The sequence below is a fragment of the Arthrobacter sp. Sr24 genome, assembly GCF_054511175.1.
The window spans coordinates 16,649-29,248 of record NZ_JBTNDB010000027.1 but is presented as its reverse complement, the minus strand read 5'-3'; the positions used below and the strand labels follow the sequence as shown (position 1 = coordinate 29,248).

General features: G+C 57.6%; 13 protein-coding genes. All 13 read right to left on the bottom strand.

Going from position 1 to position 12,600, the window contains the following annotated elements:
- Positions 1-93 precede the first annotated feature (93 nt).
- A complete protein-coding gene (locus tag ACX80D_RS14980; RefSeq protein ID WP_459323669.1) occupies positions 94-264 on the bottom strand; it encodes a hypothetical protein in 171 nt (56 codons plus the stop codon).
- A 272-nt stretch (positions 265-536) separates the two neighbouring features.
- Positions 537-1,784, bottom strand: a complete 1,248-nt coding sequence (locus ACX80D_RS14975) for a hypothetical protein (RefSeq protein ID WP_459323668.1) — start codon at positions 1,782-1,784, stop codon at positions 537-539.
- Between the two features lie 168 nt (positions 1,785-1,952).
- The gene (locus ACX80D_RS14970) at positions 1,953-4,991 is read right to left on the bottom strand and encodes a type I restriction endonuclease subunit R (RefSeq protein ID WP_459323667.1); all 3,039 of its coding nucleotides are present in this window, start codon (positions 4,989-4,991) and stop codon (positions 1,953-1,955) included.
- Positions 4,988-5,341: a hypothetical protein gene (locus ACX80D_RS14965; RefSeq protein WP_459323666.1), complete on the bottom strand. Its 354-nt coding sequence runs from the start codon at positions 5,339-5,341 to the stop codon at positions 4,988-4,990. The genes ACX80D_RS14970 and ACX80D_RS14965 overlap by 4 nt, the downstream gene beginning before the upstream one ends.
- Entirely contained in the window at positions 5,338-6,531 is a 1,194-nt protein-coding gene (locus ACX80D_RS14960; RefSeq protein ID WP_459323665.1) for a restriction endonuclease subunit S, read from the bottom strand. The genes ACX80D_RS14965 and ACX80D_RS14960 overlap by 4 nt, the downstream gene beginning before the upstream one ends.
- Entirely contained in the window at positions 6,528-8,096 is a 1,569-nt protein-coding gene (locus tag ACX80D_RS14955; protein WP_459323664.1) for a type I restriction-modification system subunit M, read from the bottom strand. The genes ACX80D_RS14960 and ACX80D_RS14955 overlap by 4 nt, the downstream gene beginning before the upstream one ends.
- A gap of 284 nt (positions 8,097-8,380) precedes the next feature.
- Positions 8,381-9,007 (bottom strand): DNA-binding protein, encoded by a 627-nt coding sequence (locus ACX80D_RS14950; RefSeq protein WP_459323663.1) that lies wholly within the window; start codon positions 9,005-9,007, stop codon positions 8,381-8,383.
- Positions 9,008-9,154: 147 nt separating this feature from the next.
- On the bottom strand, positions 9,155-9,838 hold the full coding sequence (locus tag ACX80D_RS14945; RefSeq protein ID WP_459323662.1) for a hypothetical protein: 684 nt from the start codon (positions 9,836-9,838) through the stop codon (positions 9,155-9,157).
- A gap of 137 nt (positions 9,839-9,975) precedes the next feature.
- Positions 9,976-10,146, bottom strand: a complete 171-nt coding sequence (locus ACX80D_RS14940) for a hypothetical protein (protein ID WP_459323661.1) — start codon at positions 10,144-10,146, stop codon at positions 9,976-9,978.
- Between the two features lie 122 nt (positions 10,147-10,268).
- On the bottom strand, positions 10,269-10,685 hold the full coding sequence (locus ACX80D_RS14935; RefSeq protein ID WP_459323660.1) for a ParB family protein: 417 nt from the start codon (positions 10,683-10,685) through the stop codon (positions 10,269-10,271).
- A 4-nt stretch (positions 10,686-10,689) separates the two neighbouring features.
- Positions 10,690-11,505 (bottom strand): ParA family protein, encoded by an 816-nt coding sequence (locus ACX80D_RS14930; protein ID WP_459323659.1) that lies wholly within the window; start codon positions 11,503-11,505, stop codon positions 10,690-10,692.
- Between the two features lie 280 nt (positions 11,506-11,785).
- A complete protein-coding gene (locus ACX80D_RS14925; protein WP_459323658.1) occupies positions 11,786-11,926 on the bottom strand; it encodes a hypothetical protein in 141 nt (46 codons plus the stop codon).
- 31 nt (positions 11,927-11,957) lie between these two features.
- A complete protein-coding gene (nrdH, locus tag ACX80D_RS14920) occupies positions 11,958-12,224 on the bottom strand; it encodes a glutaredoxin-like protein NrdH (protein WP_459323657.1) in 267 nt (88 codons plus the stop codon).
- Positions 12,225-12,600: the final 376 nt, after the last annotated feature.

Below are 12,600 nucleotides of genomic sequence, written 5' to 3'. Positions count from 1 at the left end.
GAACATTTCTGTGACACGTTGGAGTCTGTTTTCCCTGCCAGCGGCTATTTGTGGACTTGTGACAGGTGGCTGGGGCATAACCTCCGTCAGATTTCAGGGCTTGTAGATGAATCCCCTAGTCGTAGCCGCATCGGCCAGATCGTCACGAAGGAAACTACGCTCGCTCTTGGTAAGCCCGTCAAAGTCGATGTACGTGTGCCCGGGTGTGGGTGGTACGAACGTTTGAATGGCCGAGTCGTCTACGGCTCGGCTGCCGGCTGCCACGACTTCACTAACCGAGACAGCGCAAGTGCCGGCGGACTGAAGGTTGAGCTTTCCTGTGTGGTGGTCGTAGGCGCCCTGAGGAGTCTGGAAACTTTCGCGGCTGCAGGAACATTGCAGGCTTGAGGATCCAGGATGAAACGCTTGCTCCGTTATCTCTTGGCCATCTACGTAGCGGGGATGAACCTGCCGTAGCAATAGTTCGTCTTGGTTCGTCAGCTGCTGCGCACCAGAGGGAGGCCGGGGCCAAATCCGTTGCGGGACGGGGTTGACCGTCAAGATACCCACTCCTCAATAATTTTGACTAAGGCTTCCATATCCTCCGGGTTCCCTTCGACTCGGGACCGGGTCTGTCGGTTCGAGCGCCGTGTTTCGAGCTCAGCTTCTGAACTGACTGCAATCACATAGCGACTCCCGTCGGCGCTCCATTCAAGCTGAACTCCTCCGGCGGGAGTCGGGAAGATGCCCGGACGTAGATACTTGGCCTCAAGGGTTTTTAGGACATCTCGCGCAAATTCAAGACTCGGTGTGGCTACAGCCTCGCCTTCTTCAATCCAGCCGTCCTGGAGGTCCGCCAGTTCTAATAGTCGGCGTCCCCATTCGGTGTCCGGAACATCGAACACCTCTACTGAAGCTACGTCGGCGACGGAATGGATTGATGAGTCGGGTCTGATCCTGAAGGTTCCCTGGAGTCGAACCCAGCAGTTATCAGATTCTTGCCTGAGAACCTCATGTAGATCGGCCCACAGCTGAGGATCCTGATAGACCCCCGGGACCTTTGTGGAATTGGTCGGCGCGAATGTAAATGTTTGTTCATCTACGTCCAGAGCACTGACTCGCCCGACTCTTGATCCGTCCTGCACAACCAGACTGTTTCGCACGCTTCCGAAAAAGTTTTTCCGGATGGATGAGGAGTACACAATAGGATCTGCGGCCCCGCTTCGGAAGATGGCTAGCTCGTCTTCTTGAAACGAAGAGCCGAATCGAGCCATTGCAGCCGCAGCTTCATCGGGGAAGTTTTCGGGGAGAACCAGATTGTTGACGATGCCAGCGAAAGCTTCCTCGATGACTTCCATACTCAAGTCGAAGTAATCCGCGAAGTCAGCACCCAATAGCCCCTGGTCCTTTTCGGATCGCTCAAGAACTGGGATTACGCTGCCGGGTTTCACCCGGACCAGTCTCAGATCGAAGGACGACGTGAAATTCTTAGGGACACGAGCCCTATCTGGGTTGGCTCTCTTCCAGAGAGCCTTCGCTACCGTTTCGATGAGAGCTTCGAGGCGCTCCAATTCGATAAGCCCGTTCACCGGGAATCCGAGCCGCTCGAACCTTCCGCCACTCAGACGGAGATCGACAAACCCTTCCGAGCGCGTGGAAGGATCATCGGCATCGTTGCCAGCGTCCCCATCGGCGGCGGCTCCGCGGCCGCCTTCGGAGTTGTCAGTATCCATAGACAGATCGTAGCCTACGAAAATCTTCAGGGTTCTCCCCGACAAACAGATGAGCAGTAAGCCGTGGATCACGGGTAGCCGAAAACGTCCTCAACCCCTGCACTGTCCCTTTCAGGCGTATCCTGTTCCACCTCCTTAAAGGCTACTGCCACTTCTGAGACGGCACAGTGGGCTGTATTCATGGTCCAAGTCTTAGGCCTCAGCTTTCCGATCACAGGAGTCCGGCTTTAGTGGTCGTAACTAGCTATCCCTCGATCCCAAACCAAAAAAACGCTCGAAGAACACACCGAGTTTCGTGATGACGTTTTGTTTTTTCTCTCCGTGGCCGCCGTCCGAGGAGAAGCGCGAAACTGGCGGAAGAACCTTGGTGATGGCTGTTCCGGTGGTGTGGATTTGACCGTCCCGGAAGGCGGTCTGCACGAAGTCGCGGGTTTCCTCCGGCCGGAGGTTCTCCTCTTCAATAATGGTCTCGAGCTCAGCTTCACGTTTGGCGGCGATGAATGCCCGCCATTCCTGGTCAATCTCTCCATCGGCAGAAAGAGAGTCGACGAAGTCTTCGATGAGGTCCTTCTTGTTGCGCAGGGTGGGGCTGGCATCCACCGCGCGGGTGATCTCTGCGCGGATTTCCTTGTCGTCACCGTCACCGTGCTCGGCCCGGTATTTCTGGACGAGCATCAGGATGTAATCGACGTTAATCTCGACCTGTTTGATCAGCTCGATCTCGAAGACAATGTCGTCGTTGATCTGCTCCTTCTCGGCGTCCGTGCCCTTACGGAAGTCCGCGTACAGGTCCAGGTACACACTGCGGTAGTCCTGCCCCTGCCGTTCACTGAGGATTTCGTTTCCGGTGAATTCATCAAACGAGGTGAGAATGTTCTGCAGGCGCAGGATGGTACCGAGCAGAGAAATGAATTCCTTTTGTGCTGACTCGCCGATGATCGGGGACCCCAACGGGAAACCAACCAAGAGCTCGGTCACTTTCTCGGCGTAGTCGCTATAGTACTCACCGTATGGCTTGAGCAGCACGACCCCACGGGCATCCTTGTTACCGAACAGTGCGATCGCATCATTGGTCTGCTCCTCCAGATCACGGAACGAGACGATGTTGCCGTAGGTCTTCACGGAGTTCAAGATGCGGTTGGTGCGCGAGTAGGCCTGGATCAGACCGTGGGCGCGCAGGTTCTTATCTACGAACAGGGTGTTCAAGGTGGTCGCATCAAATCCGGTGAGGAACATGTTGACCACGATCACCAGGTCTATCTCGCGCTGCTTGAGCTTGAGGGACAGGTCTTTGTAGTAGTTCTGAAATCTATCGGCGCTGGTATCGAACGAGGTGCCGAAAACGGCGTTGTAGTCCTGGATCGCGGTTTCCAGGAACGTGCGGGCGTCGGTGTCTAGCGCGCTGGTGTCGAAGCCTTCTTCTTCCAAGGCACCGTCTTCCACAGGGTCGTTCGCACCGTAGGAGTAGATCAGCCCGATTTTCAGCCGTTTGTCGGGAACCAGCGCTTTCTGCTGGTCCCGGAAGTGCTGGTAGTAGGTGCGGGCGGCGTTGATCGACGCAGTGGCGAACAGGGCGTTGAACCCGCGCACCCGCTTTTCCCCGAGCGTGTAGCCTTCGGCGCGTTTGGTCTTCTGGTCGAAGTGCTCGCGGGTGTACTCCACGATCTTGCAGATCCGCTCGTCAGCCAGCAACGCTTTTTCGGTGTCGATCGATGAAACCTGCTTGTCGACTACGTTGCCGACCTTGACCGTGTTCACGTAGTCAATGCGGAACGGCAACACATTCTTGTCCGTAATCGCATCCACGATCGTGTACGTATGCAGCTTGTCACCGAACGCCTGCTCGGTAGTCCTCAGCTGCGGGTTCCCACCGCTGCCAGAATTGGCTGCGAAGATCGGAGTGCCGGTGAACCCAAACAGGTTGTACCGCTTGAACGCCTTGGTGATTGCCGTATGCATGTCACCGAACTGGGACCGGTGACACTCGTCAAAAATGAGAACGACATGGCCGGCGTAGATCGCATGGCCCTTGTTCGCGTCGATGAAGGTAGAGAGCTTCTGGATCGTGGTGATAATGATCCGTGCACTTGGATTCTCCAGCTGCTTCTTCAGGACGGCGGTGGAGGTGTTCGAGTTAGCGGCACCCTTTTCAAACCGGTCATATTCACGCATGGTCTGGTAGTCCAGATCCTTGCGGTCCACCACGAACAACACCTTGTCCACAGAGGGCAGTTTCGAGGCCAGCTGGGCCGCCTTGAACGACGTCAATGTCTTGCCTGACCCGGTCGTGTGCCACACATACCCACCAGCCCCGATGGTGCCTAGCTTCTTATAGTTGGTGGCGATCTCGATCTTCTGCAAGATCCGCTCTGTGCCGACGATCTGGTACGGGCGCATGGCAAGCAGCATCTTATCGGCAGTCAACACGCAGTACTTGGTCAGGATGTTCAGCAGCGTGTGCTTGGCGAAGAACGTCTTCGCAAACGCCGAAAGATCGGTGATCGGCTTGTTCTGCGCATCCGCCCACCACGAAGTGAACTCAAAAGAATTGGAGGTCTTGCGGACCCGCTTCGAACCTGCAGACTCGCTCAAATGCTGGCGACGCGTGGTGTTGGAATAGTACTTCGTCAACGTGCCGTTGGAAATCACGAACAACTGAACGTACTCGAACAGGCCAGAGCCTGCCCAGAAGCTATCCCGCTGGTAGCGGTCGATCTGGTTGAACGCCTCACGGATATCCACGCCGCGGCGCTTGAGTTCGACGTGGACCATTGGCAGCCCGTTGACCAGAACCGTCACGTCATACCGGTTTGCGTAGGTCCCACCGCCCTCGCCCTGTGGGATCTCGTATTGATTGATGACCTGAAGGCGGTTGTTGTGGATATTCTGCTTGTCAATCAGCGTGATGTTCTTGACCGACCCGTCATCGCGCTTCAGCAGCTGGACATGATCGTCCTGGATGCGCACCGTCTTCTCTACAATGCCGTCATTCGCCCCCGAGACACGCTCGGAAAAGAACTGCTCCCACTCAACGTCCGAGAACGTAATGCCATTCAACACCTCCAACTGGGTACGCACATTCGCGACTAGTTGTTCCTCGGAGGTAATTGGTAGGTACTCGTACGCCTGGGACTGGAGAAGCCTGATCAGCTCGCGCTCAAGGTCAGCTTCCGACTGATATGAGGCTTCAGCCTTCGCATCAGGCACATACTCTGAGACGACAGTGCTCTCATTGGAGACCGCAATCGGATCATACTTCCGCCCAGTCGCCTCACTCATGCCGTCATCTCCGGAAATACCACGTCCGTGAGAAGCAACAGAAGATCGGCTGAAGACAATGACTCCAACAGCGGATTCCCGTCTGGAACCTGCGTGACCTCGGTCAGGTCCGCGAGTTCTCCAGGCAATGTACCGGGCGGGACTTCGAAACCCTCGATATCTCCGTGACCGGAGAAGACGATAGACACCATCTCACGCGACTTCGACCCCCGGACGAAGACTGTGTCCTTCAGGAGGACATGTTCAAGGAGCACTGGAGGCAACTTCGGCGTTGGCATGACTGTCAAACCATGTTGCTGAATTGCCGCCAATACCGCATCTTTGTGCGTCGGTTGATACTGCTCGTTCATGCGGCCGCCTCCTCGAACGTCAACAAGCAATCACGGTAGTACTCGTACTGCTTCCGTCGAGCCGCAAGCTCAGCAGGAAGACCAACACTGAGGTCATTCACGAGCGCATCGAACTTGTCCAGCAGCTCGACTACCTGCTTTTGCCTCTCCTTCGTCGGGAGGGGAATCTCAACTGAGCGCACGATAGCGGCATTGAGGTTCTTGACCGTGCCAGCGCCAGCACGACGCGAAAATTCTTCCTGCACAGGAGTTGATCGCAGCAAGTAATACAAATAGTCGGAAACAAATGACTCCTCGAACGCGCTAATCGCGAGCCAACCATCATGGATGTATCCGTCGATCTTGGAGATGTATGGTCGTCCAAAGCTCATCGAATTCGAGAGAACGAAGTCACCCGGACGCACGCGGCGCGACTTCGCGGCGCCCTCCGGTGTGACACGTTGTGCCGTGTCCGTGATGTACTTGCCGCGCGCAGGAACATCCCCGATCTTGATCCAGGGGACACCGTCAGCACTGTCAGCGATGAATTGTTGGATCGGGCGCGGCGATGCACCTCGAACGATCGTAGCGACGTCGCCGAACCTGACTCGAGGAACATCCTCGTCGCTCTCCAGAAGAACACCCGCATAGTGCTCGTATTGGCGGCGGCGGGCTTCCAGCTCCGCTTCGAGCTCCGCTTCGAGCTGGGTGAACTGATCCAAGATCCGTACAATCTCCCGCTGTACTTGAAGTGGCGGGACGGGAATTGGCGAATTGCCTAGGTCCCCTGACGATAAGTGCTTGACAGTCGACGCTTGGATACCAAGGTGAATTCGATCTAGTTCACCTTGGACGTAGTAGTACATGAACTTAGGCTCTAGAGTGTCTGCGAAGTCTTGGAGCCGACAAACACGTTGGTTCAAGAGCGCTTTTCCGTGAGACCACCGAGTGACACGAAAATCGCCGTCCATTCCAATCAGAATGTCACCGTCGCTAACGATGAATCGACTATCAAATTCTCCCGAGTAGTAAGTGCCTGAAACACCCGTATTTACGTCTCTGATTCGAATGAGCGGAAGCCCAACCCCCTCTGTGTTGAATAGTTTGGACTTGAATGCATAGCCGCTGAACACGACGCAGAGCTCCCCCAAAGGCTGAAACTCGACGCCATCCGGACATAGTTCGGTGATCAGAGCATCAATTCGGCTCATTTCGCACCTTCCAGATCGGCGACGATCTCGTCGATCGAGATCCTCAGTTCCTGTTGCCGCGTGACGATGCTGGCGATTTCTTCATTGAGCACGCTGATGTCGATGACTTCGCGGGTGTCTTCGGCTTCGACGTATGAGGTTACGGCGATGTTGTAAGCGTTCCCGCTGATATCTTCGTTCGACACGAGTTTGGCGAAGTGTTCTGCGTCCTGGCGGTCTGTGAAGGCCTCGAGAATGGCTTGCTGGTGTGTTTTGGTGAGTTTGTTCTTGTTCCCGTTGCGGGTGAACTCGGCCGAGGCGTCGATGAACAACACAGCGTTATCGGTCTTGGATTTCTTGAGCACGACGATGCAGGTCGCGATCGTGGTGCCAAAGAACAAATCTGGCGGCAACTGGATGACGGCGTCGACGTAGTTGTTGTCGATCAGGTACTTGCGGATCTTGGCTTCCGCACCCCCACGGTAGAGGACACCTGGGAATTCGACGATAGCGGCGGTGCCGTTGACGGCCAGCCAGGACAGGATGTGCATTGTGAAGGCGAGGTCTGCTTTGGACTTCGGCGCAAGGACCCCAGCAGGGGCGAACCTTGGGTCGTTGATCAACAGCGGGTTCGCGTCGCCATCCCACTTGATCGAGTACGGCGGGTTAGAAACAATTGCTTCGAACGGCTCGTCGTCCCAGTGTGCGGGATCGGTGAGGGTGTCGCCGTGGGCGAGGTTGAACTTCTCGTAGTTCACGTCGTGGAGGAACATGTTGATGCGGGCCAGGTTGTACGTGGTCAGGTTGATCTCCTGGCCGTAAAAGCCCTGGCGAACATTGCCCTTGCCGAGTATCTTGTCGAATTTCAGCAGCAGGGAGCCCGATCCGACCGCCGGGTCATAGACCTTGTTGACCTGGGTCTTGCCGACCACGGTGATGCGGGCCAGCAGTTCAGAGACTTCCTGCGGCGTGTAGTATTCGCCGCCGGACTTGCCTGCGCTGGAGGCGTACATCTGCATGAGGTACTCATAGGCGTCGCCGAACAGGTCAATGGAGTTGTTGGAGAAGTTGCCCAGCGGCAGGTCCCCGATGGCGTCCAGAAGTTTCACGAGCTTTTCGTTGCGTTTGGCAACGGTGTTGCCTAGCTTGGAGCTGTTGACGTCTAGGTCATCGAACAAGCCCTTAATGTCGTCTTCGCTACCAGTGCCAACTGCGGAGCCCTCAATGTTCTTGAAGACCCTGGCCAGGGTCTCGTTCAGGTTCGCATCGTTCTGGGCCCGCTTGCGGACGTTCTGGAACAGCTCAGATGGAAGTATGTAGAAGCCCTTCTCCACGACCGTCTCGGTGCGGCCGAACTCTGCCTGCGAGTTGGGGAGAACGGCGTAATTGAAACTAGCGTCACCGGCTTTGTGTTCGCCGGCGTTGATGTACGTAGTGAGGTTTTCCGAGATGAACCGGTAGAAGAGCATGCCGAGCACATAGCTTTTGAAGTCCCACCCGTCGACCGACCCTCTGAGGTCATTTGCGATGCGCCAAATTGTCTTATGTAGCTCAGTGCGCTGCGCTTCTTTGGTCGTGGGGGTCATATCTCGTCTCCTGCGCGCGGGCGCGCTAATAAATTGTGTTCAGGTCCAACGACTCAGGATATCTACGAAATCTCACAATGCAGCTTCCCTCCACCCAAAACGGCTCAATCCTGTTCCAGCGTTCAAACAAAAGATCCCTGGACGAGCCCAACGTCATGGTGCATCCGACCTATCTATACCCGCCCAGGGCATGGAAATCATGATGGATCCGCACAAAGCGGGCCGGCTGACCGCCTCGTTCGGTCTACATACGTCTTGCTAATCCACCACCAACACTCATCGCTCTAGCCCTTCTTTGATCCCCTGTCCTGCTGCATAGGCTTTCGCTCTTGGGCCGGTTGAATCCTGGCAATGAGCGCATCCTGGGTATTTTGCAACGTGGTGATGGTAGCGCGGGCTTCTGCCAGCTGGCTTTTGAGCTCTGCCGTGGCTTCCGCGTGCAACCTCGCAGCAAGGGTGAGCTGCTCTCGCGCCTCAGCTGCCGCGGCCGCGTTATCACGTGCTGCCTGGTCGCTCTCCTCGGCCTGGGTTTTTAATTCCTTGACGGTTTCCTGGTGGGTGCGGGCGGCGGTGTCGAGGTCGGTGGCGAGTTCATTAATTTCGCGGTCCTTGTGGGCCTTCTCGTCCCGCCAGGCTTTCTCGATGATGGCATGCTCGGCCGTCGCGGTGTGGACTGCCTCCGCCCAGACTGTGCCGGCGAGGCGCAAAGCCTGTTCGGTGATGGTGGCAGGGGTGGCGGCGATCTTGGAGCCGGCGCTGTCGCGCTCGGTCCGCCATTCCTTCAGGAACCGGGTGGCGTCGGCGTTGGACACGCCAGCGGCTTCGCGGACGGTGGCGACCGTGGGGTTCTTCTCTGCGCTGATGCGCTCGGCGGCGGCGTACACGCGATCTTTGACGGACTGTTCGGCCACGGCGACTCTCCTTTAGTAGTAATCGTAGTAGTAATACTACTACGATTACTACTAAATGGCCATCGCTTCGCCGCATGAATTTGGAGGTTCCCCCGCCGTTAGTAGCGCCACCATTGGGTGCCCGTCGCGGCGGCGTCCGCGGCCTGTTTAGCGGGTGCCCATGGCCATAGTGGGCGTGCCGTCAGCGGCCGCCAGCGGGTGGAATCCGCGGCGGGCGTAGATGGCTTTGTGAGCCTCGCTGCGTGCTTCCGTGTAGAGCGGCGCGCCGTCCGGGACGACTTGCTCTATAGCCGCCCTGGCGAAGGCCAGGCCTTCGCGGGTTTGCGGGTACATTGCCAAGTAAGAGACCTTGTAGGCCTCCCGACCGAGCAGGGTCCGTCTCCATTGCCGGATGGCATCAGCATTCCGGGCGGACCGGCGTGGGTGCATCTCCCCAAGTGCTGGGACGACGGCCGGCAGCATGAGGAGAAGGACGCCGATCCCCACTGCCCCGCCGGCCTTTATGATCCCCAGAAGGGCCTGCAGGCCAACCCTGTCCACCGTGGGGATCCACCCCGACAGTGCAATGGCCGCGACGGCGCAGAATCCTGCGGGTGCTAGCCACTTCAACCGGGTCGGCGGTTTCTTGCGCTCGATGGCGATGATCGCTTTCCTCTCCCAATGCCACAGCCGGCCACCCCAGGCCAGCAGGCCAAGGGAGTACAGGTGCATCAGGTAGAGACCACGGGCACGGCATTGAATACCGGTCTTGCCGGATTCGGCGGCGAAAGCCTGTGCGGCAGTCCAAGCCAAGGCCGGCGTGTCCCGCAAGCGTGCCCGTTCAATCTTCATCGCTTGCTCTCGTGCTCTTGAGGTGATCCGTGGCGGCGTCAGCGCTTAGCCAAGCGCTACCGTACTCGATCGGGCCCGGTCCAGCGGTACTTTCGTCATCACAATTTCCATGCTGACGGTTTCTCTCCCTAGGTATGTCATTGCGTCTTATCGTCCTGGACGCCGTTCACGGGGTATCCAACCCAGAGATCGTTGCCGCAGCCGGTGCAGGTCCCTAACCCATCGCTCGTCCCTTCGGGATGATCAGGACTGTGCGATGGGCCTACTGCGCACACCCACACACCGCGTTCATCGTTCATCTCACTCATAGCGCTTCCCTTTCCCCTGCCGTTCCCGGAGCTGGCGGTTCTTGTCCACGTGTCCCAGCCCTCCGGCCCTGGTCCTTCATCGTTTCCAGATCGTCCCTCATGGTCCGATCCTTCTGGCGGGGTCAACTGCCCAGGGGTTTTCCCTGGGGAATTTCTCGGGCGGCCAGCGGCGGCCATTCCTTGCCCCTGTTGTAAGCCTGCTCCAAGGCACTGACTTTCTCGTCAATAGCGGCATTGATGAACTCACTGAGGGAACGGTGTCCGGTGTGCATTTGGGTGTTCAGGTAAGCGGCGCGCATCCGGTCCGCGTCGTCTTCTCGCTGGTAGAAGCTTGTCTTCTTCGGCGCCACCTTGGCGGGCCTTTCGTCCGTGGACGGATGGACAGCCTTGGGCGACACTGGGGCGGCCGCCGGCTGGCTGGCCAGTTCGCTCACCACATCACTGGGGGCTGCCTTGCGCAGTCGCGAGGGGGCAGCGGTGCCCAGGGCTGCTAATGCGTCGGGGTCCGGGGCGCTCCCCCGGCGTCGGTTCTCTGCCATGGTCCTACTGCTCCTTCATGATGGTGCGGGCGATTACTTCCAGGCTGTCCAGTAGCTCGCGGCCGGCCGGACCGTAGTTGCGCAGCGGCACGGCTGCGGAATTGGCTTTGGCGAAAGCTTCGCGCTCCGGCAGGTAGGGCGGGAGTAGCTGGGGGCCGTAGTCGGATTCCAGCCTCCCAATCCAATACGCCTGATCCACTTTCCGCTTGTTCACTTTGTTGACGATGATCCCGGCCAGGGCCAGGCCGGGATTAAACAGCTGTCGGACACTGCCCAGGGTTTTGACGATTTCAGCCAAGCCCTCGACCGATGCGGCGCGAGGCTCCGTGACCAGTAGGGCTGCATCAGCGGCCACCAGCGCGTTGATGGTGAGCTGGCCCAGCGACGGCGGGCAATCCAGCAAAATGACGTCATAGCCCTCGGTGGCCCCGTCAAGGGCGATCCGCAGGCGGTGTTCGCGGCCCATCATCTGGTCTTGCTCCCGGCCAGCCAGTGCGCGTTCGGAAGACACTAGATGCATGGTGGGCCATTCTTGGCCCTTGCCGGCGTCGGCTTGCCAGTCGGAGCCGGCATGTACGGCCGCGTCGGCCATGATGCCCGGAATGATCTCGCCACCCTCTCCCCCGGCCATAACGTCGTTCAGGGTGAATTCTGCTTCGTTGACCCCTAGGGTGCTGGTGGCGTTGAACTGAGGGTCAACGTCGATCAGCAACACCCGCTTGCCCAGGCGGTGGGACAGGACTTCGGCCAGGCCGGCGGTGACGGTGGTTTTACCAACGCCGCCCTTCTGGTTACATACGGCAATGATTTGCGCGTTCATATAAATACCTCCAACACTTCTATTAGTGGTGTTAGGGGTGGAATCATCGAGCAATTCCACGCCATTCCATCGTTGTTAAGCAAACTCTACTGGAAACCTCTAACAGTTCTAATAGAACCATTAGAGGCCATTTAGGGAACATTCCCGACTGGTGTGCGGATAGTTCGTGATACGCCACGGCATCCACCCAAGCGCTGCCCACCACGGACAGGGTGGTGACCGTCATTTCAATGTTCTTTCGTTAGTACCTCTAACACTTCTAACAGTACCATTAGAGGTGTTAGAGGTTGAGATTCGTGTAGCTCGGCTGTGCGGTGATAATGGCTACGTCGTAGCGGACGAGGTCGGGCAGCTGGCCAGCTTCGGTGGACACCAGGCGGTTGGTTTCCGCTCGGGTGATTTGCTGCATCGCGTCCGTCATAGTTTTACCTCTTTTGCTTCTAATAGAACTGTTAGTGGCGCGTCGCGCCGAGCGCTGCTGCTACCTGGTCGATCAGGTCTGGTCGGAAGCCCGACCAGTGGTTTTCGTCGTCCACCACCACCACAGGGGCTTGTGAGTATCCGAGTTCTTCCGTGATGTATTCCAGCGCGGCAGGGGAGGTGGTGACGTCCACGGACTCATAGCGAATACCTTTCCTGTCCAGCGCCAGATACGTCATGCGGCACTGCGCGCAGGCCGGTTTGGTGTACACCGTAACGGCTGCTTGTTCCGCGTTCATGTCGATCTCCTTTTCGCTTCTCTTTATACTTCTAATAGTACTATTAGAAGTATAAGAGGTCAATGATTTTCCTTGTTTTTCTGGGTTTTGTCTTCCTTGTCAATGGTCTTCTTGGTGTCGTTTCTGGCGTGCGCGGCGCTGGGTAGATGTGGTGTCAGAACGGATAGTACCTCAGCGTAAATCCCCTCAGGCGCCTGAAAACACATCCCCGTTGCCAGGTTCCTGTGCCTTGTCGAGGTGGCTGCGCCCTGCCGTCCATGGTCGTCATTGCTGAAAAGGACCCTTGCCCTTTGGTGGGTGGGCCGGGCGCTGTTGTCTTGGTCCATGGGGGAGTTGTCCGGGCTTGTTCCTGTTGTCAGTGCGAGGTTCTAGGGTT